The sequence below is a fragment of the Salinispora sp. CH2A1_6 genome, from assembly GCF_056820975.1.
This window is the reverse complement of sequence record NZ_JBXEDG010000013.1, coordinates 37,674-64,316: the sequence shown is the minus strand read 5'-3', so window position 1 is coordinate 64,316 and position 26,643 is coordinate 37,674. Positions and strand designations below refer to the sequence as shown.

Here is a 26,643-nt window from a genome sequence, read left to right as displayed (position 1 = left end):
CCCCGGACCGGGCCGGACCGGGGCGGACCGTGCCGGACGAGCACACGCCGCCCGAAATGATTTGCCCCACTGCCGGCCCCGGCCGCATCCTGACTGCGGTGACCAGGCCCGATCCGGACGGGCCAGCGCCGGGCGCTCGGCAACGCCCGGCGGAGCGGTGGCGCGGGATCCGACCTCTCTCTCACGTACGGTGATCCGCCGTACCCGATGGGTTCCGCGCCACCGCTCCCCGCCCACGGAGCCGGGCCGTGATCTCACCCGCCGGCCCCGGCACGCCGAACCAGTAGCCCTGCCCGGTATCGCACCGCAGTGCCCGCAGCCGCTCGGCCTGCGCCCCGGTCTCCACCGCCTCCGCGGTCACCGACAACCCGAGCGCCCGCGCCAGCCGCACCAGGGCGTCCACGATCTGCTCGTCCCGATGGCCGGCCGCCCGCTCTGCTCCGGCCTCGCGCAGCCCTTCCACGAACGGGCCCGCCAACTTCAGCGACCGGATCGGCAACCGGCGCAGATACGCCAGATTCGAGTAGCCGGTGCCGAAGTCGTCGATTGCCAGCCCCACCCCCAGCCCGGCGAGCCGGTGCAACGCCCGCAGCGGCTCCCCCGCGGTACCCATCACGGCGCTCTCAGTCAGCTCCAGCTGCAGGAGCTCGGCCGGGAGCCCGCTGTCGGTCAACGCCTCCGCCACCACGTCCACGATGGCGGGGTGCTCCACCTGACGCGCGGCGAGGTTGACGCTGACGACCAGGCGGGCCTCCGGCACCTCGCGTCGCCAGGCATCGGCGTCCCGACACGCCTGGCGCAGCACCCACTCCCCGAGTTGGACGATCAACCCGGTCTCCTCGGCCAGCCCGATGAACCGGGCCGGGCCAAGCCGACCCAGCGTGGGATGCTGCCAGCGGACGAGCGCCTCCACGGCCAGCATCGAGCCGTCCCGCAGGGAGACGATCGGCTGGTAGTCCAGCACGAACTCATCTCGCTCCAGGGCTGCCGGCAGGCCGGCGGCCAACGTGGATCGGGCGATCTCGCGCGCGCTTCGCTCCCGGTCCCAGACCGCCCACCGGCCACGCCCCTCGGCCTTGGCCCAGTACAGCGTGGTGTCCGCGGCCTTCATCAGCTCCGACGGATCGGTCGTGTGCACCGGGCACTCGACGATGCCGACGCTCGCCGAGACCATGAGCTGGTGGTCACCGATCCGAATCGGTGCGGCGACGGCCGCGAGTGCGGCCTCCGCGACGCTCACCACGTCGTCGAGGGACTCCCCGTCGTCGACCAGGATGACGAACTCGTCGCCGCCCATCCGGGCCACCAGATGCCCGAACCCGGCGACGCAGTCCGACAACCGGTCGGCGATCACCACGAGCAGTTGGTCGCCCAGATCGTGACCGAGGCTGTCGTTGACCGCCTTGAACCCGTCCAGATCCAGGAAGCAGACCCCGACCGGGCGGCCGGCGCCGGCGTTGTCGAAGACCATCCCGAGGGTCTCGAAGAAGAGAGTCCGGTTGGGCAGGCCGGTGAGCGGGTCGTGCAGTGCCTGAAACCGGAGCCGCTGCTGGAGCTCGTAGCGCTCGGTGATGTCCTCGACCACCGCTACGGTGAACCGGGGACGGCCGTCGTCGTAGCGGACCAAGGACACCGCCACGTCGGTCCAGACGGCGGTGCCGTCCTTGCGGTAGTACCGCTTCTCGAGCCGGACGGTGTCCCGCTTACCCTCGACGACCTCCAGGTAGAGCTCCCAGATCCCGGCCGCGTCGTCGGGGTGGAACAGCGACGACACGTTACGCTGCCGCAGCTCCTCGATCGTGTAGCCGAGCATGTCGGCGAAGGCCTGATTGACGTCGATGATCTGGCCATCGACCAGGCCGATGCCGATCCCGATGGCGGCACCGGAGAAGACCGCGCGGAACCGGGCCTCGCTGTCCCGCAGCGCCTGCTCCACCTCGTCCCGCGCCTGCCAGGCCGAGCGGGCGATCCGCTCCTGCTGGGTGAGGGTGCGGTCCCGTAGCGCACCGGCGAAACCGGCTGCCATCGCACCCTGCAACGCGGCGACCCGGGTCGCCGCCTCCGCCGTACCGACCAGGTCGGGCAGGACCCGGGCGAGGAACCGGTCACCGAGCGCCCGGACCGACCAGTCGAGCATCCCCGGCTCGGTCAGGTGCGCCTCGGCCAGCGCCTGGCCGACCTGGGCCGCGGGCTGGGACGAGAACGGCTCGGCGCGCAGCGCCTGGGCCAGCCGAACGGTGTGCAGGTGCAGCAGCCGCTGGGTCTCCGGGGCGCTGAACGGGACGAAGCCGAGCCGGCGTACGGCCCGGGCCCACTCGGCCGCATACCCCTCGGCTCCGGCCTGGCTACGGTCGCACCCTCCCGACTCCAGGACAACGGCCACCGCGATCAGCCGACCGGTTGGTCGTGCCGGGCAACCCCGCCGAAGGCACCGAACTGCGCCGGATTGTCATCCACGTCGGAGGCGGAGTCCGGCCGCCACAACGGCAGGTGGAGCACCCCTGGCTCCAGCAGGGTCCAGTCTCCGAAGAAACCGGTGATCTCGGCACGGGACCGGAGGGTGATCTCGGTGCCGGTGCGCGCCGACAACCGCTGGGCGTCGAGCATCTCCCGCGGCTGGTCCTCGAAGGTGGAGTGTGAGAGCACCAGGCAGCTTCCGGGTGCGGCGGCGGCCCGGAGCGTGGCGAGGAGGTCGCCCGGGCGGTCGTCGTCGCCGATGAAGTGCACCACCCCGGCGAGCAGGATGCCCAGCGGCCGGTCGAAGTCCAGCAGGTTCAGCGCCCGGGCCTGCGCCAGGATGTGCCCGAGATCGCGCAGGTCGGCGTGGATGACCCCGGTCCGGTCGTTACCCACCAACAGCTCCCGACTGTGCGCCACCGCGACCGGGTCGATGTCGACGTAGACGATCCGGGCGTTCGGGTTGACCGCCTGGGCCACCTCGTGCACGTTGCCGACGGTCGGAATGCCGGAGCCGATGTCGAGGAACTGGTCGATGCCCTCGTGCAGCAGCACCCGGACCGCGCGGCGGAGAAACTCGCGGCCGGCGCGCATGGTGCCGGCGAGGTTCGGCGTCATGCTGGCGATCTGCTCGGCCAGCTGCCGATCGATCTCGAAATTGTGGGCCCCGCCGAGAAAGTAGTCATACACCCGGGCCGCGCTCGGGCGAGAAAGGTCAATCTCGGTGGGAGGTCCGTCCTGCTTCTGCACAGTGCTACACCCCAGTTCGTCGCCGCGGTGCGGGAGGGGACCGGTGTCGAGGGCGCGTGCGGACACGCGGAGGCCACCGGCCGACCCCGCGGATCATCAGGTGCCCACAACTGTAGGCGTGCGTCAATGCGGGCGGGAGAGTGCGGGCGGGCCGCCGGTCACCCCGCCGACTCCAACAGCAGCGAGATGCCCTGGCCCACCCCGACACACATGGTGGCCAGCGCCCGGCGGCCGCCCCGGCGCCGCAGCTCCAGGGCAGCGGTCAGCGCCAGCCGGGCCCCACTCGCGCCGAGCGGATGCCCCAACGCGATCGCGCCCCCGTTGGGATTGACATGCTCGGCGTCCACCGGCAGGCCCAGTTCCCGCAGGACCGCCACCGCCTGCGCGGCGAACGCCTCGTTCAGCTCGACCACGTCCAGGTCGCCCACCGCCAGGCCGAGCCGGTCGAGGAGCCGGCGGGTGGCGGGCACCGGGCCGACGCCCATCACCCGCGGCGGCACACCGGCCGCGGCGGCGCCGACGACCCGGGCCAACGGGTTCAGGTCGTACCGCGTGAGTGCTGACTCGGAGGCCACCAGCAGCGCCACCGCGCCGTCGTTGACGCCGGAGGAGTTACCGGCGGTGATCGTGCCCCCCGCCCGGAACGGGGTGGGCAGCGCGGCCAGCTTCGCCAGCGACGTCTCCCGCGGATGTTCGTCGACCTCGACCAGCGTGGTCCCCCGCCGGCCGGCCGGGGCCGACACCGGCACGATCTCCTCGGCGAGCCGACCGTCGGCCTGGGCCTTGGCCGCACGCTGCTGGGAGCGGTACGCGAACTCGTCCTGGGTGGCCCGCGCCACGCCGTACTCGGCGGCCACGTTCTCCGCGGTCTCCGGCATCGAGTCGATGCCCCACCCCTGTTCCAGCAACGGGTTGACCAACCGCCAGCCGATGGTGGTGTCGTAGACCTCCGCGTTACGGGAGAACGCGGTCTCGGCCTTGGGCAACACGAACGGCGCCCGGCTCATACTCTCCACCCCACCGGCCAGCACCAGGTCGGCCTCGCCGGCGATGACGGAGCGGGCGGCGAGGGCGAGGGCGTCCAGGCCGGAGCCGCAGAGCCGGTTGACCGTGCTGCCGGGCACCTGCTCGGGCAGCCCGCCGAGCAGCGCCGCCATCCGGGCCACGTTGCGGTTGTCCTCGCCGGCCTGGTTCGCGCAGCCCAGGATCACGTCGTCGGTCCGGGCCCAGTCCACCGTCGGGTACCGCGTCACCAGCTCCCGGATCACGTGCGCGGCCAGGTCGTCGGGGCGGACGCCGGCGAGCGCCCCGCCGTATCTCCCGATCGGGGTACGGACACCAGCCACCAGATATGCCACGGTCATCGCGAGTCCTTCGGGGGTGGGAAGGTCGGAGGGGGGGTGGAGCGGACCCAGATCCCGGGCGGCGCTCCGGCGTCAGAATATCGATGCCCGGACCAGCGGGGTGGCAGGTGTCCGAGTCACCCTGGTGGGGAGGGTCACCGGCCAGCCGCTCCCCCGAACCGCGGAGAACGGTGTAACGTCGTCCGGCAATGACCAACGTCTGGAATCTCACCGTGCGCCTGTACGTCGACCTTCGACTGCAGGCCAGCGGCGTCTGTCCGGCGCGGCCGCACCTCTGACGCCGCCCGTAGCTCTTCGTTTCCAGACTTGGACCTTTCATGCGCAAGATCCCTTTCTCCGTGCAGATACTGCTCGGCCTCGCCCTCGGCGTGGCCCTCGGCTACCTCGCCCGGGCCGCTGAGCTGAGCTGGCTGGCCAGCGGCCTCGACATCGTCGGTGGCCTCTTCGTCCAGCTGCTCAAACTCGCCGTGCCACCCCTGGTCTTCACCGCCATCGTGATCAGCGTGGTCAGTCTGCGGGGCGTGGCCAACGCCGCCCGGCTGGCGCTCCGCACGCTGCTCTGGTTCGGTGCCACCGCGCTCATCGCGGTCAGCGTCGGCATCGGCCTCGGGCTCCTCAGCAACCCCGGCCGCGGGGTCACCCTGGACACAGCCGACGCCACCGCCCCGACCAGGACCGGCTCCTGGACCGACTTCCTCACCGGCCTCATCCCGACCAACCCGGTCGGCGCGTTCGTCGAGGGCAACGTCCTCCAGATCGTCTTCCTCGCCCTCGTCCTCGGCGCGGCGGCCCTGCTGGTCGGCTCACCCGCCGAGCCCTTCGTCGCACTCAACCGGGCCCTACTGGCGATCGTTCAGAAGGCGCTGTGGTGGGTGATCCGGCTCGCCCCGATCGGGACCCTGGGCCTGATCGGCAACGCTGTCGCCACCTACGGCTGGGACCTGCTGGCCCCGCTGGCCCGCTTCACCACCGCCGTCTACGTCGGCTGCGCGATCGTGCTGTTCGTGGTCTACCCGCTGCTGCTGCTCGGCGCCGGCCGGCTCAACCCGCTGCGCTTCTTCGCCGGCGCCGGACCGGCGATCCAGCTGGCCTTCGTCTCCCGCTCCTCGGTCGGCACCATGCCGGTGACCCAGCGCGCGGTGGAGCGGCTGGGGGTCCCGCGCGAGTACGCCTCGTTCGCGGTCCCGTTCGGCGCCACCACGAAGATGGACGGCTGCGCGGCGATCTACCCGGCCCTGGCCGCGATCTTCGTGGCGCAGGTCTTCGGGGTGGAGCTGGGCGTCACCGACTACCTGCTGATCGCCTTCGTCTCCGTGGTCGGCTCGGCGGCGACCGCCGGGCTCACCGGCGCGATCGTCATGCTCACGCTGACGCTGAGCACACTCGGCCTGCCACTGGCCGGCGCGGGCCTGCTACTGGCCATCGACCCGATCCTGGACATGGTCCGCACCGCGACCAACGTCGCCGGGCAGGCCCTCGTGCCGACGATCGTGGCGGCCCGGGAGGGCACCCTGGACCGGACCGCGTACGACTCGGCCGGCCGGCGGAGCCTGGTTGACGAGGACCCGGCCGAGCGCGACTCCCGGCCCGGCCAGCACGAGGAGCCGGCCCTGGCCCCCGCCTGAGCTGCCCCCTCCCGGCCCCGCCCCGCTGCTGGGGCGGGGCCGGCGTCGGTCCCGACCGACTCACCGGCACCCGCGCCCAGCACCGGGCCTGTCCCGTCAACCGGCCAGGTGCGACCACCGGGCCGCCAGCTCACCCCAACGGCCCTGGGCGGCCACCCGCCCCTCCTCCAACACCAGGACGTGGTCGGCGCGGAGCAGCGCCGCCCGTTTCGAGGTCGACCCCAGCACGGTGACCCCGTGCTGTCGCAGTGCCGCCCAGAGCGCCAGCTCCGTGGTGACATCCAACGCGGAGGAGACGTCGTCGGCGACCAGCAGCTCGCTCCCCGGGGCGAGCGCACGGGCCAGCGCGAGCCGCTGCAGCTGCCCGCCCGAGAGTCGGGTGCCCTTGTGCCCGATGACCAACCCGAGACCGGCCCCGGAGGCCGCCAGGTCCGGCTCGAGCTGGGCGGTGGATGCCGCCGCGGCGGCATCCACCGGATAGTCGAGGGTGATGTTGTCGGCGACCGTCCCGGAGAGCACCCGGGGCTGCTGACCGACGTAGCCGACCTGGTGCGGGCGGAGAAACAGCTCCGGCTCGGTCACCGGCACGCCGTTCCACAGCAGCCGGCCGGTGTGCGGCGCGATCCCGGCGAGGGCCCGCAGCAGCGACGACTTACCCGACCCGACCGGACCGACCACCAGGACGAGCTGGCCGCGTTCGATCGTCAGGTCGACATCGCGGACCGCCGCCACCCCGTCCCGGTGGCGGACCCCGAACCCGACCAACTCGAGCCGACGCAGCGGGTGCCGGGCCGGCGCCGACGGCACCGGAGCGAAACCGACGGCCGGGTCGACCCCGGGCAGCCCCACCGAGTAGGCCGGCGCCCCGGTCATCGCCACCGTCCGCTGGGTCCACACCCGAGCCGACGGCACCTGGGAGAGTAGCGACGCCGCGGTCCAGGCGATCCAGCGCGCCGCGACGAGCGTGGAGACGGCGACCAGGGTCGCGCCGGCCGACAGAAGACCGGCCAGAAACAACGCCCACGCGCCGATCGGTAGCAGCCCGCTGACCACCGACGGGGTGGAGCGGGACCACACCTGGGTGGCGATCTCCCGCCGCTGACGCTCGCTGCGGATGGCGTCCAGATCGGCGAGGTGGTCGAGCACCGGCCCGGTCGCGCCGGCCAGCTTCACCGTCCGCGCGGCGGAGAGCCCGGAGACCAGCGCGGTCGCGTACGCGGCACGCGCCGTCACCGTCGCCCGTGCGCTGCGCTCCAGGGCCGGGCCGAACAAGGCGGCGACCAGCGCGGACACCACCATCGTCCCGAGGAAGAAGAGTCCGGGTACGACGCTGCCGGAGATAACGGTCATCGCCACCAGCAGAACCAGGCCGAAGAACTGGTCCACCATGTTGTCGGCGAGCTCCACGACCCGTTCGGTGTCACCGCCCTGGGCGACCACCTCGGCGGGGGTGTAGCCGCTGACCCGCCGGGACCCGGTCTGCCCGTGCACCAGCCGAAGGTTGATCCGCAGCATCTGCCGCACCCACCAGTTCTGGAACCACAGCGTCGTGTACCAGTGGACGGGCAGCGTGACCAGCAGCCCGGCCGCGATGCCGAGCGCCGGCAGCCACGGCTCACCGACGCCGTCAACCACGTCTGCCCAGAGCCACGGCAGCACCGGGCCGGCCAGGCCGACCAACACCAGCACCACGAAGGGCGCCATGGCCGCCAGCCCGTACCGTGGGTCGTTGCCGATCAGCCGGAAGACCTCCCGCAGCGTTCGGCCCAGGGACGCCACCGCTGGCGCCGGGGTATCACCAGCCGGCGGCCGACATTCCTCGGCCGCCGGCGAGCCGTCCACGGCGGATGGCGGGAGGAGCACAGCTGGTGGCGAGACGTCCGCAGCTGGTGACGAGACGTCCACGGGGGGCGGCGGGGTGGGCTTCGCCGGGACGGCGACCGGGCCGAGTTCGGGTCTGGCCTCCGGCTCCGGGCCGTCCAGCAGCCCGACCCCAGCGCCGACGCCGCTACCGCTGGCAGGGCCGGGGCCACCGCCGCCAACGCCAACCTGGACGGGCGCGTGGACGCCGGTGCCGACGGGAGCAACGACGTCACTGATAACGGCGGCACTGGTCGTGGCGTCGCTGATAACGGCGGCACTGGTCGCGGCGTCGCTGATGGCCAGCAGTTCAGCGAAACGCCCCGACTCCCGCAACGGCCCGGCCTCCAGTACCGCGCCGTCGGCCAGCACCACCACCTCGTCGCAGTGCCGGACCGAGGAGAGCCGGTGCGCGATGACGATGCCGATCCGGTCGCGCAGCAGCCGTTCGGTGGCCGCCTGCACCCGCGACTCGGTGACCGGATCGAGCCGGGCGGTCGCCTCGTCCAGGATCACCACCTGCGGGTCGCGCACCAGAATCCGGGCGAACGCGACCAGTTGCTCCTGACCGGCCGAGAGGACGTGCCCGCCCTCACCGAGCCGGGTCCGCAGCCCGTCGGGGAGTTCGGTGGCCCAGCCGTCGAGTCCCAGTTCGCGCAGGGCATCGGCGGCGGCGTCGAGCAGGTCCGGGTCGAAGAGGGCGATGTTCTCCGCAAGGGTGCCGGCCAGGATCTCGGTACGCTGTGGCACCACCGCCACCCATTGGCGCAGCTTCTCGACATCGATGTCGCGCAGGTCCCGGCCGCCGAGCAGGACCGCCCCGGCCGGCACGTCGACCGCCCGGGTGAGCACCTTCGCCAGCGTGGACTTCCCCGAACCGGTCCGGCCGACCAGGGCGTACGAACGGCCCCGGGTGAAGGTCAGGTGGATGTCACGCAGGGCCGGCCCACGGCTGCCCTCGGCCACCGAGTACTGGAAGGTCAGACCCCGCACCGTCAGATCACCGGCAACCGGGGCCAGCCCGCCCACCGGCTCCTGCGGGGAACCCGCCAGCAGCCGTACGCGGCCCCAGGCACCGAGTGCGTACTGTAGCTCCGGCACCAGCTGGCTGACGTGCTCGACGGTCACACCGAAGGCGACGGCGAGCAGCCACACGGCGGTCAGCCGGGCGCCGTCCACCCGACCGCTGGCCAGCGCCCACGCTCCGGTGAGCACCACCGCGGCGATCCCGACGCCGGTGACACCGACCGCGGTGGTGGTGACCCGGGCCGACCTCCGCCACACCGGCATCGCCCGGGCGAGCACGGCCGCCGCCCGGGTGGCCCAGAGCCGCAGCACGTACGGCTGGGCGAGGCTGGTCCGCACGTCATCCTGGCCGTGGACGGCCTCCTCCATCACCGCGGCCAGGTCGGACCAGGCCGCCTCCTCGGCCATCCGGGCTGGAACAATGCGCGCGGTGGGCCGGCGCAGGCCGACGGCGAGGACACCGGCGAGCAGCAGCATGGTCAGCCCGGCCGGCCACCAGACACCCAGTGCGACGACCGCGGAGAGCAGGCCCGCGGTCAGCATCTGGGCAAGGCGGATACCCTGCGATCGGACCCCGGCGGCAACGTCGTAGACGTCGCCGTCGATCCGGTCCAGCAGCTCGCCGACCGGGGTCGCCTCCACGGTGGACAGGTCCTGCCCGAAGGCGACCCGGCAGAGCCGGCGCCGGACGGCAGCGGACCAGTCGGCGGTCACCCCGGCCAGCACCAGATTGACCACGAGACCGCTGACCACGGCGGCGACCAGCGCCACCGCGAGCAGGGCGAAGGCGCCGACGGAGCGGTGTACCAGGACCGGCCCGGCCAACGCGGCGGCAGCGGCCTGACCGCCTGCCCCGAGCAGGACCAGGATGCCCACGATCGTCATTCGGCGAGGCGCGGTGGCCCACAGGTCACGGAGCAGACGCACGGGAAACCCTAACGACGAGCGGCGCTGGAACGCCCAGCCTCACCCGGCGGGCAACCATCGCTCAACGCATTTTGGGCCCCGCCGACCGGAGCCCTCGTCGGAACACCAGCTAAGCCGACTGCGAGAACCGGATCGGCAACATATCACGGTATGCGCCGTCTGAGGCCCTTCACCCCACGAGCCACCAATGTCCGATGGATGCCTGTGTGGGGTGTGGTCGGGGGCACGGTGGTGGTGGAATCTCGGCGGCCGTCGGGGCGTTACACCCTGCGTACGGCCGTGGAGGTGGCCCGCTTGGGCGGGTGACACCGGGTGCGGGTCGCCGGGAATGCCGGTGGCCGGCCGGTCGTTACATCTGGACCCGGCGCCGTGCGTGTCCCCGGACCGCGGTAGCCGATCTTTTCTTTCCTGTTCTTTGAGCGCCGGACGGTGCTTGCACCCTGTTGCCGCCTGACCCCCTTCGGGCGTGCGTGATGGGTGTCGACCCCCGAATGGAGCAACCCCCATGGTGAACACGATTCTGCGTCGTAGTGTGCTTGGTATCGCTGGTCTGGCCCTGTCCACCGGTGTCGTCGCCGGCCCCCTGGCCACCCTCACCGACACCACCACCCCCGCCGCCGCTGCTGGTGTGGTGCAGGTGGACAAGCCCGACACCAGCACGCTGATCCCGCACGGCACCCAGGGCAAGCAGTCCCGCATCGACCTGGGCGACGAGCAGGTATCGAATGTGAAGGCGATCATCGAGGCCACGAAGAAGGCCGGCATGGACGAACGCGCCGCCGTGGTGGCGATCGCTACCAGCTTGCAGGAGTCGAAGCTGGAGAACCTGGGTCACCTGGGTGCGCGTAACGACCACGACTCGCAGGGCCTGTTCCAACAGCGCCCCTCCTCCGGTTGGGGCAGCGTGGAGCAGATCACCGACCCCGAGTACTCCACCACCGCCTTCCTCAACGGCCTCAAGCAGGTCGACGGCTGGCAGGAACTCCCGTTGACCGAAGCCGCCCAGAAGGTCCAGGTGTCGGCCTACCCGTTCCACTACGCCCAGTGGGAGACCCAGGCCGCCGACCTCGTCGCCGCGCACTGGACCAACTGACCCCACCGCAGCACCCGATAGAACTAACCCACACAAGGGGGAAAGAAACTGTTGGCCGGCACCCGGTTCGGGTGCCGGCCAACAGCCGTCTCCGGATGTCCTGGACAGCTAACTACTGCCCTCGGCGCCCATCGATGCACTCACGAAGAAGGTCGGCGTGGCCCAGGTGGCGGGCGTACTCCTCGATCAGGTGGACCAGGACCTCACGTAGCTCCACGTCGTCTTTTCCCCGGGCGTCCAGTTCCGTTCGCGCGACAAACTCGTCGGCGGCATCGCACTGCCGTTGCCATTCCTGGAATGCCGCCTCGACATCGGAGTCCGTGGGCATCGGAAAGGTGAACTCTTCGCTGTGCACCCCGTTGGGGCGGAAGGGGCGAGGACCGCTGTCGCCCTGCATCACCCGCTGGAACCACCCGTGCTCGACCGCGGCCAGGTGCCGAACGAGCCCGAGCAGCGTCAGCTCCGACGGAGGCACCACGGGACTCGCCAGCTGCTCCGGTGTCAGCCCCGCACATTTGAGCCGCAGTGTCTGCCGCTGAAAACTCAGGTAACCGAGGAGCACGTCTCGCTCGCCGTGGACGGTGTCCTGGTTCCTCGGGTCCTGCTCGGGCGAGACGAACATGTTCTGCCAGCCGAAGCCCTTTCCCTCCCACTGATCTGTCATAAACGGAGTATGCGCGACCGGTCAGGGGCCCGGGCAGCAGTGCCCGCCGGGATGGCCAGCCCTGGGGTGCCGAGCTCGCGAGCAGCTCGGCGTGATCGCGGGCGCCACCTTGGTCACCGTCCGGAGGTGACGCGCTCGATGAGGGTCGCGGCCCCGGGCCCGAAGAGCTCGTCAGATGCGACCGGCCGACCGGAGACCGCGAGCAGAAGGGCGAGGGTCGTGCCCCGCACCTCGGGGCCTACTCCGCTGTCGACGGTAGCGTCCGAGCTGACCAGTCGCAGCCCATTCGCGCGCTCCTTACCGCCGCCCAGCTGCACCGTCGTCCGTAGTTGGAAGGTCAGTGCCGCCGCCACCTGCTCAACCGGGTACTCGCCGCTGAGCCCAACTGCCCGTCGGATGTCCTCGCCGTGGACGAACGCCTCGACGAGTCGGGTGACGATCGCGGCCGGTGGGGTGCTGGTGCGGGTCACGACCGCGCGAAGGGCGGCGAGGGTGTCCAATGGGTCCGTGCGCCGTTCGCGGGCGAGACCCACCGCGTTCTGGCGGTCGAAGTCGAAACGCGCGGTGACCATGTCTCGGACGAAGCGGAGCCGCGTCGTCTTCGCGGTGTCGACCAGGTGGGCCACCACATCGTGGACGTCCCACCCGGGGCAGGCGGTCGGGGCAGCCCACTGCTCGGGCCCCAGGCTCTCCAGGCTGCGCACGAGAGCCGCGCGCTCGTGGTGAACGACAGTCCACACCGCGGCATGCCGGCTGTTCATGCCGCCACCCAAGCAGCAGGGGCTGACACTCCGGGCTGAGCTGGCGGTCCGGACAGCCGGCGAAGCGGAGGTGGGAGCGCCGGCCACCCCGAGCTGCGGGGGTGGCCGGCGACGGGTCAGCGCCGCACGGTCACCTGCTCGCCGACGGCGACTACCTGATCCGGGGTCATGAAGGGTGGTGCCAGCAGGGTGAACGCCGAGCCGTCGGGCAGCGGGACCTGGAGGAACCAGAATTCGTCAGCCCGGACGAGGCGGGCCTCTCCACCGTTAACCTGGACCGTGCTCACCTCCTGGGCTCCCATGACGGTGTGCAGAAGGTCCGACGAGGGCCGCTCGGCCAAATACACCGTCATCGTGACGTCCGAGTTCTCGTCCTTCAGGGTGAGGATCCGGTCGTCCTTGAAGGCGAACACCTCCCAGCCCGCCGGCGCGAGGCCGACCTGCAACGGCACCTCCTGTGGCCGCTCGACAACCGTATCCGCGAGGGCCAGGACGGCCGCCTCGGTGCCGAACCGGCCTCGGCCCGTGACTGTCACCCACTGACCCGGCTCCCGCTCCCAGATCACTGACACAGACTTAGGCCCGTTCTGCGGACGGAATTCCGACAACTCACCGGGTTGTCCGTGCACCATCACCGTTCTGATGTCCTCGCCGAGCTCGAACTCGGGGCGTGGGCGCCGGTCACGAACGCTCAGGGAAACACCGCTCTCCCCGGCCGGATCCTGGTGCACCGCGAGGAAGCGGCTGTCGTGGAGGCTGAACGACGGGGCTTTCAGACCGGCCGGCACCGGATCGAGGGCGAGCGGGAAGACCGGCATCTGGAACGCGACGAGGGTGACACCCGTCGGCGTTCGGTCCGAGGACCGCTCGGCGGATATCACACCGCCGACCACGACCGAGAAGACAAAGAGCGCACTGGCCGCGATGACAGTCATGGCCAGTACCCGGGCCCGCCTGATGCCGCGCTGGCGGTGCAGCCCCGCCCACCGTTGCCGGGGTTCGGTCGACGCGTCGGCGATCTCGGTCAGCAGCCGGTGCCGGGCAGAGTCCAGCACGCTCTCGGTGGCAGGCGCCGAATCGGGACCGTGTTGCTGGATCAGAGTGATCTCGTTCATGCGCGTTCCTCGCTGGTGATAGTGACGCTGAGGGCCGCACGAGTCACCCGTCGCGCCCGGTTCAGGCGGGAACGAACGGTGCCGACGGGGATGCCCAGCACCGCCGCGATCTCGATGTACGACAGCTCCGCCCACGCGGACAGAAGCAGGACATCCCGGTCGCCCCGCCTGAGTGCGGCCAACGCGGCGGCCAGGTCCCGGCGCAGTGACTGGGCGTCCAGCCGCCCGAGCGCATCGTCGGTGGCGTAAGCTTCGCCGCCAGGATCAGCTGGGACCCGGGCCAGAGCCCGGTACCGCCGCTTCTCCTGACGCGCGTGTCGGCGCAGCACGTTGGTGGCGATGCCGAACAGCCAGGGGCGTACGTTGACGTGCAGCTTCCGGTACGTCGCGCGTCGGCGGAACGCGATCAGGAACGTCTCGGCCAACAGGTCGTCGGCGTCCGACCCGATCCGCCGGGCCAGATACCGGTGTACGGCGCTGGCGTGCCGGTCGAACAGCGGCCCGAACCGCTCCGCCACCAGCAGGGACTGCTTGATCAGCGCCTCGTCAGAGGGCTGGTCGGCCGGGGAGCCGTCCAGCACCTCGTCGGAGGCATGGCCGGCCGGGGAGCCGTCGGCGGGCGACGGTCTGGCAGCCGCAGGGCTCCCCGGTTCATGTTGACGGGTTTGCAACCCTGGTTTGGTGGTCACACTTCCTCATGCCCGATAGCCGTCCCGGGGTTCACGATGATCGCCACGAGCCACGAGCCACGAGCCACAAGTCACGAGCCGCGGCATTGCGGCTGGTTCTCGCTCAGAACAAGACGGTGGCCAGGGTGCCCACCGGGCGGAAGCCGCAGCGCTCGTAGACCCGCCGGGCGGCCTGGTTGAAGTCGTTGACATAGAGGCTCACCGTGGGCGCGCAGCGGTGCAGCGCGTCGCGGACGACGGCGGCCATCGCCGCAGCGCCGATCCCCCGGCCCCGCCACTCGGGGGCCACCCAGACCCCCTGCACCTGGGCGGTACGCCGGGTCACCACCGCCAGCTCGGCCTTGAAGACGACCTCGCCATCAACGAAGCGGACGTACGCCCGACCGGCCCGAACCAGGTCCTGGACCCGACGGTAGTAGCCGCGCCCGGCGTCCTCGGCCAGCGGCGAGACACCGACCTCCTCGGTGTACATGGCCACGGCGGCCGGGAAGAGCCGGTCCACCTCGCCGCGGCGTACGTGACGCACCTGCGGGTCCGGGGTCACGGCGGGCACGGTGTCGGTGGCGAGTAACGGCTGGTTGGGGCGGACGTCACGGGCCGGGCCCCAGGTCGAGGCGAGCCGCTCCCAGAGGCCGAGCACCGCGTCGGCCCGGCCGACGATCGACGAGCAGAGTCGCTCCTGCCCGGCGAGTAGGTCGGCGTAGGCGGCGATGGCCGGCTCGGTCGCGAGCACCGGGGTGAGGTTGCCGCCCAGCCAGCAGACAGATTCCAGGCTTCGACGGGGGCCGTAGCCGAGGACCCGGCCCTCGGACCGCCACCAGCCGAGCCCGCGCGCGGCGACCCGCTCGGCGACCTGTGCGCCCGCGTACGGGTCGAGGTCGAGCAGCTGCTCGACTGCGCGACGCTCCGATTCCCCGAGTTGCCGTACCGGCGTCGTCAGCACGGGTTTCAGCCTGCCAGATCGGCGGAGTCGGCGTTGGCCGACCGGCCTACTCGCCGGCCGGCTCCCGGGGAACGGCCCGCGCCCAGCCGAGCCCACCCGAATGGGTCAGTGCACGGTCACAGTGGCGCCGCCGGCCAGGCTCCGCAGCTCCTCGGGGAGCTCGGCGCCCATCTCCTCGGCGAGGCGGAGTGCCTCCTCGATGAGGGTCTCCACGATCTGGCCCTCCGGGACGGTCTTGATGACCTGGCCCTTGACGAAGATCTGGCCCTTGCCGTTGCCGGAGGCCACCCCCAGGTCGGCCTCCCGGGCCTCACCGGGGCCGTTGACGACGCAGCCCATCACGGCGACCCGCAGCGGCACCGGCAGCCCCTCCAGGCCGGCGGTGACCTCCTCGGCGAGCTTGTACACGTCGACCTGGGCCCGGCCGCAGGACGGGCAGGAGACGATCTCCAGACCGCGCTCGCGCAGGCCGAGGGACTCCAGGATCGCGGCGCCGACCTTGATCTCCTCCACCGGTGGGGCGGAGAGCGACACCCGGATGGTGTCCCCGATCCCCTCGGCGAGCAACGCGCCGAAGGCCACCGCCGACTTGATCGTGCCCTGGAACGCCGGCCCGGCCTCGGTGACCCCGAGGTGCAGCGGGTAGTCGCACGCCTCGGCGAGCTGCCGGTAGGCCCGGACCATCACCACCGGGTCGTTGTGCTTCACCGAGATCTTGATGTCCCGGAAGCCGTGCTCCTCGAAGAGCGAGCACTCCCACAGCGCCGACTCGACCAGCGCCTCCGCGGTCGCCTTGCCGTGCTTGGCCAGCAGCCGCTTGTCCAGCGAGCCGGCGTTCACGCCGATCCGGATCGGCACGCCCGCGTCGCCGGCGGCCTTCGCGATCTCCTTGACCTTGTCGTCGAACTGCCGGATGTTGCCCGGGTTCACCCGTACCGCCGCGCAGCCCGCCTCGATCGCGGCGAAGACGTACCGGGGCTGGAAGTGGATGTCGGCGATCACCGGAAGCTGCGACTTGCGGGCGATCGCCGGCAGCGCCTCGACGTCGTCCTGGCTGGGTACGGCGACCCGGACGATCTGGCAGCCGGCGGCGGTCAGCTCGGCGATCTGCTGGAGCGTGGCGTTCACGTCGGCGGTGAGCGTGGTGGTCATCGACTGCACCGACACCGGTGCACCCCCACCGACCGGCACCGAACCGACCATGATCTTGCGGCTCACGCGACGGGGCGCGAGCGGCGGCGGCGGTACGGCGGGGATACCGAGACTGACAGCGGTCACTTCAGGCACTCACCTTGTGAAGAGCGTGATCGGGTTGACGACGTCCGCGGTGATGGTCAGCAGCGTGAACGCGCCGCCGATCAGGATTACCGCGTACGTCACGGGCATCAGCTTGAGATAGTCGACCCGGCCCGGGTCGGGGCGACGCAGCCCGGCGTAGACCCAGGAGCGGGCCCGCTCGAACCAGGCGATGGCGATGTGGCCGCCGTCCAGCGGCAGCAGCGGCAGCAGGTTGAACACGCCGATAAAGAAGTTCAGCGAGACGAAGAGCATGAAGAAGAGCAGCCAGGCGTTGTTCTCCACCGCCTCGCCGCCGATCCGGCTCGCGCCGACCACGCTGATCGGGGTGTCCATCTCCCGCTCACCACCGGTGATCGCCGTCCAGAGCGCCGGGACCTTCTGCGGGATCCGCTTCATCGCCTCGTACGTGTTCACCGCCATGGTGCCGGTGAACTCGGCGGTACCGCCGAAGGCGCCGATCGGGCCGTACTCGATCCGGCTGGGGGTGCTGGGGATGAGCCCGACGCCGAGCGCGGCGACCGGCCCGACGGTGCCCTCCGGGTCGTCCAGCGGCGGGCGTTGGGTCTGCCCGAGCGTCACGGTGGTGCTGCCCGGCTGGTCGTCCCGCAGGTATTCGACCTGCGCCGGCTGCCCCGGCTGCTGGGCGCGCAGGGCGACGAGCAGGTCACCGTAGCTGGTGACGGGGGTGCCGTTGACCGCGGTAATCTGGTCGCCGTCGCGCAGCTCGCCCTGTGCGGCCGGGCTGGCCGGGTCGGCGTCGGTGCAGGCGCGGGCCTCGTTCTCCGGGACGACGCAGTTGGCGAGCTGGATGACCGCCGGCTCCTGCCGGACCTGCGCCAGGGTGCTCGGGAAGTTCGGGTTGGGCAGGCCGGCGGTGATCGCGATGATCCAGAGCGCGATCAGGGCCAGCGCGAAGTGCGTGATCGAGCCGGCGGACATCACGATCGTCCGCTTCCAGACCGGGAACCGCCACATCGCCCGCGGCTGGTCGGCCGGGTCGACGTCGTCGTCCTGCGGGGTCATCCCGACGATCTTGCAGAAGCCGCCGAGCGGGATGCCCTTGAGGCCGTACTCCGTCTCGCCCCGCCTGAACGACCAGAGGGTCGGGCCGAAGCCGACGAAGTAGCGGGTCACCTTCATGCCGAAGGCCTTCGCCGTCAGCAGGTGCCCCGCTTCGTGCAGACTCACCGAGATCAGGATGGCGAGGGCGAAGAGCGTCACCCCGAGCAGGTAGGCCATCAAGTTCCTTCCACTGACTTCTCGATGATTGTCTGCGCGTGCCCGCGCGCCCACGACTCGGCCGCGAGCACGTCCTCGACGGTACCTGGTTCACCGAAGTCAGGAGCCTCGGCCAGCACCTGCTCCAGGGTGTCGACGATGCCGAGGAAGGGCAGCCGCCCGGCGACGAACGCCGCGACGCACTCCTCGTTGGCCGCGTTGTAGATCGCCGGCCGGCAGCACCCGGCCTCGCCGGCCGCCTTGGCGAGCGCGACCGCCGGGAATGCCTCGTCATCCAGCGGCGCGAACTCCCAGGTGTGGCTGGTCGTCCAGTCAACGGCGGGGGTGGCGTCGGCGACCCGGTCCGGCCAGCCGAGGCCGAGCGCGATCGGCAGCCGCATGTCCGGCGGGCTGGCCTGGGCGATGGTGGAGCCGTCCACGAACTCGACCATCGAGTGGATCACCGAGGTCGGGTGGACCAACACGGTGATGTCGGCGTACGGCACGTCGAAGAGCTCGTGCGCCTCGATCACCTCCAGCGCCTTGTTGACCATCGTGGCGGAGTTGATCGTGACGACCGGCCCCATGTTCCAGGTCGGGTGGGCGAGCGCCTGCTCGGGGGTGACCTGGGTCAACTCGTCGCGCCGCCACCCCCGGAACGGGCCGCCGCTGGCGGTGACGAGCAGCCGGCGCACCTCGGGGCGGGACCCGGAGCGCAGACACTGGGCGAGCGCGGTGTGCTCGGAGTCGACCGGAACAATCTGCCCCGGCCGGGTCACCGCGGCCCGCACCAGGGGGCCGCCGGCGACCAGCGACTCCTTGTTGGCCAGGGCGAGGGTACGCCCGGCGCGCAGCGCGGCCAGGGTCGGCGCGAGCCCGAGCGAGCCGACCACCCCGTTGAGCACCACGTCGCTATGCCACTGGGCCAGCTCGGTCATCGCGTCCGGTCCGGCAATGATCTTCGGCAGCCTGACCTCGCCCCGGTCCCAGCCGCGACGGCTCGCCTCCGCGTAGAAGGCAAGCTGGAGATCCTGCGCGGCGGACGCCCGCGCCACGCCGACCGCCTCCACGCCGAGCTCCAGGGCCTGTGCGGCGAGTAACCCGACGTTGCCGCCGCCGGCGCCGAGCGCCACCACCCGGAACCGGTCCGGGTTACGGCGCACGATGTCGATGGCCTGGGTGCCGATCGAACCGGTGGAGCCGAGCAGCACGACGTCGCGGGGAGAAGTCACCTCGCCATTGTTCCCCAGCCGGTTCAGCGCTCGCCGGGAGCCTCAGCCAACGCGCCGAAGGCCGGTGCCGGCACCCCGCCGGGCGCCTGAGCCGCTCCACCGCAGGCCGGTGTCGGCACCCCGGCCGACACCGGCCAACAGCAGCTCAGAGCTGGTCTCGCTCCTCAGCCGGGACGGCGGCGACGAACCGGGCCCAGGCCGCCGAGTCGAAGTTCAGCGCCGGACCGGGCCGGTCCTTGCTGTCCCGTACGCCGACGACGCCGTCTCCTGCGCCGACAGCGCTGTTCTGTGCGCCGGCCGTGGCAGCGAATGCCGCCACCTCGACGCAGTCACCCTCGCCACCGGACCGGGACGACTTACGCCACACCCCGTCACGCCTCATCGGTCATCTCCCTCGCAATCGCCATGATCAACTCACGGGACTCGGCAACACCCCGCGTTCGCGCGCTGAGCGAACGCCAGGCATCCTCGTAGGTCTGGACCTCGTGGGCCTTGTCAAGGTAGACCGCCCCGCACGGCCCGTCCGTGTAGATGGTGGTCGGCTCCGGCTCCCGCACGTCGGTCGGGAACTCCAGCACGGTGAAGGTGCCCACCTGCGCCCAGCGGAACACCCCGGCGCTCAGCGGCAGCACCCGAACGCCAACGTTGTGCCGTTCCCCGGTGACGAGCAACGCCTCGAGTTGACGCGCCATCGCCGACCGGTCGCTCAGTGGCCGCCGCAACACCGCCTCGTTCAGCACCACCTCGAGCTGGGGCGCCCGCGGGATCGCCCGAGCCAACAACCGCTGCCGGTGCAGGCGCACCTCCACCTTCGCCTGCCGCTCCGCCGCACTGAGCTGCGGATGGTCGGTGGCGATCACCTCGGTCATGTACTCCACGGTCTGCAACAGACCGGGAATCAGGTCCACCTCGTATTTTCGAATCCGGGTCGCGGCGGCTTCCAGGCCAACGTACAGCTTGAACCAGTCCTTGATCGCCGAGCCGTAACTGTGCCACCAGCCGTGCGCCTTGGTCTCCCGGGCCAGCGCCCGCATCGTCTCGATCGTCTCCCGGGCCGCCCCGTAGACCCGACACATGGCCTCCACATCGTTGGGGTGCATGGGGACCTGGCCGGTCTCGTACCGCCAGATCCGGGGCGCCGACCACTCCAGCTCCTTCGCGGCGGCCGACACCGTGACATACGCGCTTTCTCGAAGCTCTCTCAGATATCTCCCGAGTTGCCTACGCGGAACGGTGCTCCCCGAATCATCCACGCCATCTCCTTTACGGTCGTCGCGTTAGGCACCTCATCCCTTGGCCCGCATCCTCCCGCGATACATTGCCGCAATCCAGGGTTGTAATAAATCTTGTCTGGGAGCGGCCACATATCGTCAGGGGCCACCCGGGGCCGGCACCTCCTCCCACCTCATCCAGGCGCCCGCCCCGGCCTCGACAGCAACCGCAGGCAGCACCCATGAAGGCCATCGACGACGGTACGGTCACCCACCCGAGGCGACCCGAAGATGATCTATCTGAGTCAGGACCGGCTGGGCGCACACCAACTCCACCTTCGACGTCCGCCGACAGGCCCTGCGCCAGTGGCAGTCGCGACACACCGACTGCCGCCACCACACCGACACAGCCCACGCTCGACAGGTGGAGAACATAGGACGCGGTCCGCCCCGCCACGGCGCTCTGCGACTCCCGCACGCGCGTCGCCGTCCTCGACTTCGGCGCGACCATGCTCAGCGAGGAGGACCGCCAGCTACCGCGGACCCGGGTCTGGTGCGATGCCGGGCTCGACGGAGCAGGCCGCTGCCGCCAGCGCGCCGACGACGCCGAACCCTGCGGCAACGCCGCAGGGCGATGCGGCGTGAGCTGTTGATACCGCTGGAGCCACCGGCTTTAGCAATTTGACGTGGAGCAATAGAACCCGCGATCGCACCATAGTCGACATGCCCCATATTGCCTACTGCGGCCGCCCCCCGCGTGGGTCGCCCCGAAACCGGCGCCACCGGCGGAAACGCCGGTGGAATCGGGACAAATCCCGCACCCTGAAAACAGCACGTGCACGAAAGGATGAGTTGTTATTTGTTTCATCCTGGTTAATGCTTACGGCACGGTCAGCTCTCGAGTCATCAGCCACATCGCCGGAGGTCAACCATCATGATCCGACGCCTCTTCGCCGTCCTGGCCTTCCTCGCCGCTGCCATCCTCGTCTCGCCCGCAGCACCCGCGCCGGCTCGCGCCTGCACGTTCGGCTACGAGTGCTACACGACCTTCTATTCCGACCCGTCGCACACCAGCGTGGTCGGAAGCCTCCACGAGGACTGCCGGGGTGAGCCGACCATGGTCGGCACCCGCAGCGCCTTCAAGACGTTCCAGGAGTACCCCTGCCCACGCTGACCCCCGCACGGGACAAGGGGTCAGTCCCCGCTCGGCAGAAGACCGTGCGGGCAACATCGTCGGGTGCCGCGCTCGCCTCGGCGACCAGTTCCCCGGCGGCGGACCAGATGCCCGAGCGGCCGGACGTTCGGGCGAAGCGGCCACCGGTCGGTCCGGCGAAGGCCGCCGTGGCCACCCAGATGCCGTGGTCTGCGGCGACCCGACGGGCCCGCTCGCCGTGCAGCTCGGCCTCGTCCTCGGCGTGGACCACCCCGGCCACGTAACCGTCGATCCCGAGCGCGGCCGTCTGCGCGGCGTGCTCGGGGACGCCGGTGTCGCGGCAGACGGCGAGTCCCAGCCGCCACCCGTCCACATCGATCACGGCCGGCTCGCCGGGGACGAAGTGGAGAGCCTCCCGACCGTGCAGGTGCACCTTCCGGTAGGCCACCCGCGCGCCCTCCCCGTCCACCGCCAGCACGCCGATACCCGGCCCCGGCACCGGGGCGCCGACGAGTGCGAGCGCCCCGGTGTCGGCACAGGCGTTGACGATCGGGATCAGCCGTTCATCGTCGGGGGCGACCGGGAGCGCGTCCAGTTCGTAGCCGGTCAGCGACAGCTCGGGAAACACCACCACCCGCGCATCCGCCGCCCGGACAGCCGCCGCGTGCGCCTCCGCGTTGACCAGCACGTCGTAGGCGATACATCGTGGCTGTGCCACCGCGATGCCCAATGGCCGCCCCATCACGTCTCCCCCTCTGCCTCGCCTAGCTCTTGCGGGCGAGCGCGGCGAGTGCGCCCTGGACCGCGGCCTCCACCCCTTCCTTCTCCAGGCCGAGGCCGGTGAGCACGCCGTCGCCGCCCTCCTCCTCGAGCAGGGCGAGCAGGATGTGCTCGGTACCGAGGTAATTGTGGCCGAGCCGAAGCCCCTCGCGGAAGGTGAGCTCCAACGCCTTCTTGCCCCGCGCGTCGTATGGGATCAGGTCCGGGACCTGCTCGACGCGGGGCGGCAGGGTCGCCGCGACCGCGTCCCGGAGCCGGTCCAGGGACACCCCGCGCGCCTTGATCAGTTGCGGGGCGAGCGCATTCAGATCGACCAGCAGACCCAACGCCAGGTGCGCGGGACCGATCTCGGCGTTACCGGCGGCGCGCGCCTCCTCCTGGGAGGCGACGACGACGTTACGGGCCCGGGTGGTGAACCGGCTGAAGCCGCCATCCGACTCCAGCGCCGCGGCCGTCGCCACCTTCGCCGCCGAACGCTTCTGGGCGGCCTGCTTGCTGACCCCCATGCTGCGGCCGATCTCGGTCCACGAGGCGCCCGAGCGTCGGGCCTGGTCGACGAAGTGGCCGATCAGATGGTCGGCCACCTCGCCGAGGTGTTCGCCGGCCAGGACCGCGTCGGCGAGTTGGTCCAGCGCGCTGGTGCGCCCCTGCTTGATGTGGTCGATCAGCTCGTCGAGGCGCACCGGGTGGGTCATCATCAATGGTTCAGTCATGCGTCAACCATAGGTTGACGCATGCAGACCGTCAACCATGGGTTGACGATCCGGCCGACCCCTACGACCCCACAAGCCACAAGCCACCAGCCACCAGCCACCAGCCACCAGCCGAAGTAGATTGTGCGTGTAGATACCGCGTGCATATAGTCCCGGACGTGGACAACACAACAACCCTCCTCGGTCTCCTCGGCACCGGTGCGAGCTACGGCTACGACCTGAAAAGCCGCTACGACCGCTGGTTCGGGCTGAAGAAACCACTGGCGTTCGGGCAGGTCTACACCACCCTGACCCGGCTGATGCGCGACGGCTGGATCGTCGCGATCGGCGCCGAGGCCGGCGCCGGCCCGGAGCGCAAGCGCTACGGGATCACCCCCGCCGGCCGCGCCCGGGTACTGGAGTGGATCTTCACCCCCGAGGTGCCGTCGGAGACCCTGCAGAGCGACCTCTTCGCCAAGACAATCATCGCGCTGCTCCTCGGCGACGACGCCGGCCGACTGCTGGACCTGCAACGAAGCCGGCACATGGCGCGAATGCGGGAGTTGACCAACGAGAAGCGGGGAGCGGGCCTCGCCGTCGTCCTCGCCTGCGACCACGCCCTGTTCCACATCGAGGCGGACCTGCGCTGGATCGACCTGACGGCGGCCCGCCTGTCCCAGCTACAAGCCGAGGTCAAGAAATGAACAAGGTGGAGAGCATCGGGACGTCGGCGCCCGCCCCCGAGGACGGGTCGGCTCCGCTCCTGCGGGCGCGGGGGCTGCGGCTCACGTTCGGGCTGACCGAAGCCCTACGCGGCGTCGACCTGGACTGCCACGCCGGTGAGATCATCGCGGTGACGGGCCCCTCCGGGTCCGGAAAATCCACCCTCCTCCACGTACTCGCCGGGGTCCTGGTCCCGGATGAGGGCACCGTGGACTACGACACCGTTCGCCTCACCGAACTCGACGAGGCGGGCCGGTCGCGGCTCCGCCTGGACCAATTCGGATTCGTCTTTCAATACGGGCAGCTCCTGCCCGACCTGACCGCGATGGACAACGTGACGATTCCCCTCCTGCTGGCCGGCGTCACGCGCCGCGAAGCCCGCCGCCGCGCTGACGCCTGGCTCGACCGGCTCGGTCTGGGCGAGTGCTCCCGGAAACTGCCGGGGCAGCTCTCCGGCGGGCAGGCGCAGCGGGTCGCCGTCGCCCGCGCCCTGGCCACCAAGCCGACCCTGCTCTTCGCCGACGAGCCGACCGGATCGCTGGACTCACTCGCCGCCGAGACGGTGATGCTCGCCCTCACCGAGGCCGCCGGAGACGCCGACACCGCCGTCATCCTCACCACCCACGACCCGCGTACGGCCGCCTACGCCGACCGGGAAGTCGTCGTCCGCGATGGACAGATCACGATCGCAGGGGCGTACGGATGAGGCTGTTCACCCTGACCAGACTCGTCACGGCGGAGGGCCGCGGGGCATCCGGGCGGCTGATCGGCATGGCCGGCGGCATCGCGGTCGGGGTCGCCCTACTGCTGTTGCTCCTTGGGGCCTACGACGGCGTCACCTCCCGCTCCGAACGCCTCAGTTGGCCCTCGCTATCCCACGGACAGTGGTCCACCCAGGTCCAGAACCCGGCTGCCGCCGCGCCAACCGACGAGTCCGTGCTCGCGGCGACCAACCTGGAGCACTTCGACGGAAGAGAGATCATCAGGGTCGACATCGTCGCGACGCCGGACTCGACCGTGGTCGTACCCGGAGTCGGGCGGCCCCCGGCGGCCGGCACCTACCACGCCTCCCCCGCGTTGATCGCCCTCATCGAGGCGAACCCCACCGACATCCTCGGTTCCCGGTACGGCACCCCGGCCGGCGTCATTGACGAAGCGGGCCTGGCGGGCCCGGACTCGCTGGTTGTCGTAACCGGGACGACGACCGAGAACTTACGGCCATCGACAGCTGGCGTGGCGGGAAGCGTCTTCCTCCGCGGAGGGGTCTGGTCGGTCACGGAGTTCCGCGGGGTGTCCTATCCAAGCAGCAACTACCGCACCATCACCAGCATCGGCGCCATCGCGGTGCTGCTCCCCGTCCTGATCCTGGTCGGGATCGTCACCCGCCTCGGCGCGGCCACCCGCGCCGAACGTTTCGCCGCACTGCGCCTCATCGGCGCCACCCCCCGCCGGGTCGCCGCCATCGCCGCCACCGAGACCGGGGTGACCAGCCTCGTGGGCGCCCTGGCCGGGGTAGCCCTGGCATGGCTGCTCATCCCGGTCGCCGCCCTGGTCGAGATGGAAGACGGCCGGTTCTTCCGCACCGACCTGACCGTGCCAACCGGCACCGTGCTCATCGTCGTCGCGGGTGTCGTGGCCGGCTGCACCGCCGTCGCCGGGTGGCGCACCAGCCGGGCCAGAATCGGTCCCCTCGGTGGCAGCCACGGGCAAACCGAGCGCCGCCCCACCGCCCTCGGCGTGGTGCCGCTCATCGCCGGCGTGGTGGTGCTGCTGGGCGCCACGACCGCCGCCCTGCGGCACACCCCGCTCCCCCGTACCGACCGGATCCTCATCGCCGGCTTCGTCCTGCTCCTGGTCGGGCTGATCGCCGCCGGGCCGGTGCTCACCTACTGGATCGCTCGGATCGCGGCCCGCCGCGCGCACCGCACCGCCGGGGTGATCGCGATGAACCGCATCCAACAACACCCACGGGCCACGTTCCGCGCGGTCAGCGGCCTGGTCGCCGCCGTCTTCCTGGTCTCGGTCTTCTCCGCCGGGATCACCAGCGTCACCGAGGAATCGCCCACCGAAGGGTCCGAGTATCTCGCGCCTTCCACCCTGATCGCCTGGCTCCACCCGCCACCACCGGACGATGCCGGCGCAGCGCCGTCCGATATCACCGCGGTCACCGCCGCGACATCCCGGATCGCCCGCACCAACGGGGTCACCGCGACCGCGATCGGCTACTCCCACCCCGAGGGCGGAGCCGTCTTCACCGCCGCTGACGCCGCCCTCGTCGGCCTGTCCAATCCCCACGGCGCCAGCCATATCCAGGTCAACGGCAGCAGCGCCTTCGGCGACGGCTCGCTGGTCACCCGCCCAGCGACCGCACCGGGCCCCACGCCGCAGGTTCTGGTCGTCGCCACGGACGGCACGACGCACTCGGTCGAACGTGCCCGCACCGCCATCCTCGGCAGCGAACTGCGCCTGTTATCACCACCCACGTCCCAGGCCGACCACGAGAGCGCCCGGTGGCAAACCTGGGCCGACCGCTACGCCAACCTCGGCCGCCTGGCCGTGCTCGTGGCCACCCTGATCTCCGCGGTCTCCCTCGCTGTCTCCAGCGTCGCCGCCATCCTGGACCGCAAACGGGTGCTCGGCCTGCTTCGCCTCATGGGAATGCCCGTATCGACGGTACGCCGCGTCATCGTCGCCGAAGCTGCCCTGCCGCTCGCCACGGTCTTCGCACTCTGCATCGGACTGGGAATCCTCACTGGCTGGTGCATCGTCGCCGGCCTCACCGAAGGCAAGCGAACGATCACCTGGCTGCCGCCGTCCTACTACCTGATCCTCGCCACGAGCCTCGCGCTCGCCGCGACCGCGGTGATCGCCACCTTCCGTACGGCGCGCACGAGCACCACCATCGAAGCGACCCGGATCGAATAGCTGTCCACTGTCGGCCCGCCCGGCCGGTGATAGGTAGACCGGCATCACCATTAGTGGTCGGGCATGGACGGAGTGCCACCGTCCGGCTAGCCTGAGGCCGAGCGGGCGGGACAACATCGACTTCTGCGAGGTGACA

The 26,643-nt window shown here is 71.1% G+C and carries 22 protein-coding genes; 6 read left to right on the top strand and 16 right to left on the bottom strand.

Annotation, left to right across the window (positions count from 1 at the left end; genetic code table 11):
- Positions 1-181 precede the first annotated feature (181 nt).
- The 3 genes from AC1UKG_RS18280 to pcaF form a co-directional block, all read right to left on the bottom strand.
- Entirely contained in the window at positions 182-2,383 is a 2,202-nt protein-coding gene (locus tag AC1UKG_RS18280) for an EAL domain-containing protein (protein WP_018744494.1), read from the bottom strand.
- A 5-nt stretch (positions 2,384-2,388) separates the two neighbouring features.
- Positions 2,389-3,207, bottom strand: coding sequence for an SAM-dependent methyltransferase (locus tag AC1UKG_RS18275; protein WP_482642099.1), 819 nt, complete (start codon positions 3,205-3,207; stop codon positions 2,389-2,391).
- Positions 3,208-3,365: 158 nt separating this feature from the next.
- Positions 3,366-4,571: a 3-oxoadipyl-CoA thiolase gene (gene pcaF, locus AC1UKG_RS18270; protein WP_018815140.1), complete on the bottom strand. Its 1,206-nt coding sequence runs from the start codon at positions 4,569-4,571 to the stop codon at positions 3,366-3,368.
- Positions 4,572-4,888: 317 nt separating this feature from the next.
- Here pcaF and AC1UKG_RS18265 point away from each other — a divergent pair, with 317 nt between their 5' ends.
- Positions 4,889-6,196, top strand: coding sequence for a dicarboxylate/amino acid:cation symporter (locus AC1UKG_RS18265; RefSeq protein WP_018744491.1), 1,308 nt, complete (start codon positions 4,889-4,891; stop codon positions 6,194-6,196).
- 96 nt (positions 6,197-6,292) lie between these two features.
- Here AC1UKG_RS18265 and AC1UKG_RS18260 read toward each other — a convergent pair whose 3' ends face one another.
- A complete protein-coding gene (locus tag AC1UKG_RS18260) occupies positions 6,293-10,009 on the bottom strand; it encodes an ATP-binding cassette domain-containing protein (RefSeq protein ID WP_482642098.1) in 3,717 nt (1,238 codons plus the stop codon).
- A gap of 505 nt (positions 10,010-10,514) precedes the next feature.
- Here AC1UKG_RS18260 and AC1UKG_RS18255 point away from each other — a divergent pair.
- A complete protein-coding gene (locus AC1UKG_RS18255; protein ID WP_482642097.1) occupies positions 10,515-11,102 on the top strand; it encodes a hypothetical protein in 588 nt (195 codons plus the stop codon).
- A gap of 112 nt (positions 11,103-11,214) precedes the next feature.
- On the opposite strand, the gene AC1UKG_RS18250 is transcribed toward AC1UKG_RS18255, so the two are convergent.
- The 10 genes from AC1UKG_RS18250 to AC1UKG_RS18205 form a co-directional block, all read right to left on the bottom strand.
- Positions 11,215-11,766 (bottom strand): DinB family protein, encoded by a 552-nt coding sequence (locus AC1UKG_RS18250; RefSeq protein ID WP_018743149.1) that lies wholly within the window; start codon positions 11,764-11,766, stop codon positions 11,215-11,217.
- Positions 11,767-11,879: 113 nt separating this feature from the next.
- On the bottom strand, positions 11,880-12,527 hold the full coding sequence (locus AC1UKG_RS18245; protein ID WP_482642096.1) for a maleylpyruvate isomerase family mycothiol-dependent enzyme: 648 nt from the start codon (positions 12,525-12,527) through the stop codon (positions 11,880-11,882).
- Positions 12,528-12,643: 116 nt separating this feature from the next.
- On the bottom strand, positions 12,644-13,642 hold the full coding sequence (locus AC1UKG_RS18240) for a hypothetical protein (protein ID WP_482642095.1): 999 nt from the start codon (positions 13,640-13,642) through the stop codon (positions 12,644-12,646).
- The gene (locus tag AC1UKG_RS18235) at positions 13,639-14,223 is read right to left on the bottom strand and encodes an RNA polymerase sigma factor (protein ID WP_482642106.1); all 585 of its coding nucleotides are present in this window, start codon (positions 14,221-14,223) and stop codon (positions 13,639-13,641) included. Before AC1UKG_RS18235 ends, AC1UKG_RS18240 begins: the two co-directional genes overlap by 4 nt.
- 211 nt (positions 14,224-14,434) lie before the next feature.
- Positions 14,435-15,274, bottom strand: a complete 840-nt coding sequence (locus tag AC1UKG_RS18230; protein ID WP_018743145.1) for a DUF4081 domain-containing GNAT family N-acetyltransferase — start codon at positions 15,272-15,274, stop codon at positions 14,435-14,437.
- 105 nt (positions 15,275-15,379) lie between these two features.
- Positions 15,380-16,552: a flavodoxin-dependent (E)-4-hydroxy-3-methylbut-2-enyl-diphosphate synthase gene (gene ispG / locus AC1UKG_RS18225; protein WP_018733602.1), complete on the bottom strand. Its 1,173-nt coding sequence runs from the start codon at positions 16,550-16,552 to the stop codon at positions 15,380-15,382.
- A gap of 9 nt (positions 16,553-16,561) precedes the next feature.
- Entirely contained in the window at positions 16,562-17,812 is a 1,251-nt protein-coding gene (locus AC1UKG_RS18220) for a site-2 protease family protein (RefSeq protein ID WP_018743144.1), read from the bottom strand.
- Positions 17,812-19,023, bottom strand: coding sequence for a 1-deoxy-D-xylulose-5-phosphate reductoisomerase (dxr, locus tag AC1UKG_RS18215; protein ID WP_026271214.1), 1,212 nt, complete (start codon positions 19,021-19,023; stop codon positions 17,812-17,814). Before dxr ends, AC1UKG_RS18220 begins: the two co-directional genes overlap by 1 nt.
- A 145-nt stretch (positions 19,024-19,168) precedes the next feature.
- Complete coding sequence (locus tag AC1UKG_RS18210; RefSeq protein WP_018813657.1) at positions 19,169-19,390, bottom strand: DUF397 domain-containing protein; 222 nt, start codon at positions 19,388-19,390, stop codon at positions 19,169-19,171.
- Between the two features lie 4 nt (positions 19,391-19,394).
- Positions 19,395-20,276, bottom strand: coding sequence for a Scr1 family TA system antitoxin-like transcriptional regulator (locus AC1UKG_RS18205; RefSeq protein ID WP_026271213.1), 882 nt, complete (start codon positions 20,274-20,276; stop codon positions 19,395-19,397).
- An 892-nt stretch (positions 20,277-21,168) separates the two neighbouring features.
- On the opposite strand from AC1UKG_RS18205, the gene AC1UKG_RS18200 reads away from it, so the two are divergent.
- On the top strand, positions 21,169-21,408 hold the full coding sequence (locus AC1UKG_RS18200) for a DUF6289 family protein (RefSeq protein ID WP_018743140.1): 240 nt from the start codon (positions 21,169-21,171) through the stop codon (positions 21,406-21,408).
- Here AC1UKG_RS18200 and AC1UKG_RS18195 read toward each other — a convergent pair.
- Both AC1UKG_RS18195 and AC1UKG_RS18190 read right to left on the bottom strand, forming a co-directional pair.
- Positions 21,374-22,129: a carbon-nitrogen hydrolase family protein gene (locus AC1UKG_RS18195; RefSeq protein ID WP_482642094.1), complete on the bottom strand. Its 756-nt coding sequence runs from the start codon at positions 22,127-22,129 to the stop codon at positions 21,374-21,376. The genes AC1UKG_RS18200 and AC1UKG_RS18195 overlap by 35 nt on opposite strands.
- A gap of 22 nt (positions 22,130-22,151) precedes the next feature.
- Positions 22,152-22,880, bottom strand: a complete 729-nt coding sequence (locus AC1UKG_RS18190) for a Clp protease N-terminal domain-containing protein (RefSeq protein WP_018743138.1) — start codon at positions 22,878-22,880, stop codon at positions 22,152-22,154.
- A 158-nt stretch (positions 22,881-23,038) separates the two neighbouring features.
- Between AC1UKG_RS18190 and AC1UKG_RS18185 the strand changes: the two genes are divergently transcribed.
- Genes AC1UKG_RS18185 through AC1UKG_RS18175 form a run of 3 tightly spaced genes read left to right on the top strand, consistent with a single transcriptional unit; the run spans position 23,039 to position 26,507 of the window.
- The gene (locus AC1UKG_RS18185; RefSeq protein WP_018743137.1) at positions 23,039-23,563 is read left to right on the top strand and encodes a PadR family transcriptional regulator; all 525 of its coding nucleotides are present in this window, start codon (positions 23,039-23,041) and stop codon (positions 23,561-23,563) included.
- Entirely contained in the window at positions 23,560-24,288 is a 729-nt protein-coding gene (locus tag AC1UKG_RS18180; RefSeq protein ID WP_018743136.1) for an ABC transporter ATP-binding protein, read from the top strand. The genes AC1UKG_RS18185 and AC1UKG_RS18180 overlap by 4 nt, the downstream gene beginning before the upstream one ends.
- Entirely contained in the window at positions 24,285-26,507 is a 2,223-nt protein-coding gene (locus AC1UKG_RS18175) for an FtsX-like permease family protein (protein ID WP_482642093.1), read from the top strand. Before AC1UKG_RS18180 ends, AC1UKG_RS18175 begins: the two co-directional genes overlap by 4 nt.
- Positions 26,508-26,643 lie beyond the last annotated feature (136 nt).

Excerpts from the sequence above, each read along its gene's own strand:
- pcaF (WP_018815140.1), bottom strand. The coding sequence starts at position 4,571 with ATGACCGTGGCATATCTGGTGGCTGGTGTCCGTACCCCGATCGGGAGA.
- AC1UKG_RS18265 (WP_018744491.1), top strand. The coding sequence starts at position 4,889 with ATGCGCAAGATCCCTTTCTCCGTGCAGATACTGCTCGGCCTCGCCCTC.
- AC1UKG_RS18255 (WP_482642097.1), top strand. The coding sequence starts at position 10,515 with ATGGTGAACACGATTCTGCGTCGTAGTGTGCTTGGTATCGCTGGTCTG.
- AC1UKG_RS18250 (WP_018743149.1), bottom strand. The coding sequence starts at position 11,766 with ATGACAGATCAGTGGGAGGGAAAGGGCTTCGGCTGGCAGAACATGTTC.
- AC1UKG_RS18245 (WP_482642096.1), bottom strand. The coding sequence starts at position 12,527 with ATGAACAGCCGGCATGCCGCGGTGTGGACTGTCGTTCACCACGAGCGC.
- AC1UKG_RS18240 (WP_482642095.1), bottom strand. The coding sequence starts at position 13,642 with ATGAACGAGATCACTCTGATCCAGCAACACGGTCCCGATTCGGCGCCT.
- AC1UKG_RS18220 (WP_018743144.1), bottom strand. The coding sequence starts at position 17,812 with ATGGCCTACCTGCTCGGGGTGACGCTCTTCGCCCTCGCCATCCTGATC.
- AC1UKG_RS18200 (WP_018743140.1), top strand. The coding sequence starts at position 21,169 with ATGATCCGACGCCTCTTCGCCGTCCTGGCCTTCCTCGCCGCTGCCATC.
- AC1UKG_RS18195 (WP_482642094.1), bottom strand. The coding sequence starts at position 22,129 with ATGGGGCGGCCATTGGGCATCGCGGTGGCACAGCCACGATGTATCGCC.
- AC1UKG_RS18190 (WP_018743138.1), bottom strand. The coding sequence starts at position 22,880 with ATGACTGAACCATTGATGATGACCCACCCGGTGCGCCTCGACGAGCTG.
- AC1UKG_RS18180 (WP_018743136.1), top strand. The coding sequence starts at position 23,560 with ATGAACAAGGTGGAGAGCATCGGGACGTCGGCGCCCGCCCCCGAGGAC.
- AC1UKG_RS18175 (WP_482642093.1), top strand. The coding sequence starts at position 24,285 with ATGAGGCTGTTCACCCTGACCAGACTCGTCACGGCGGAGGGCCGCGGG.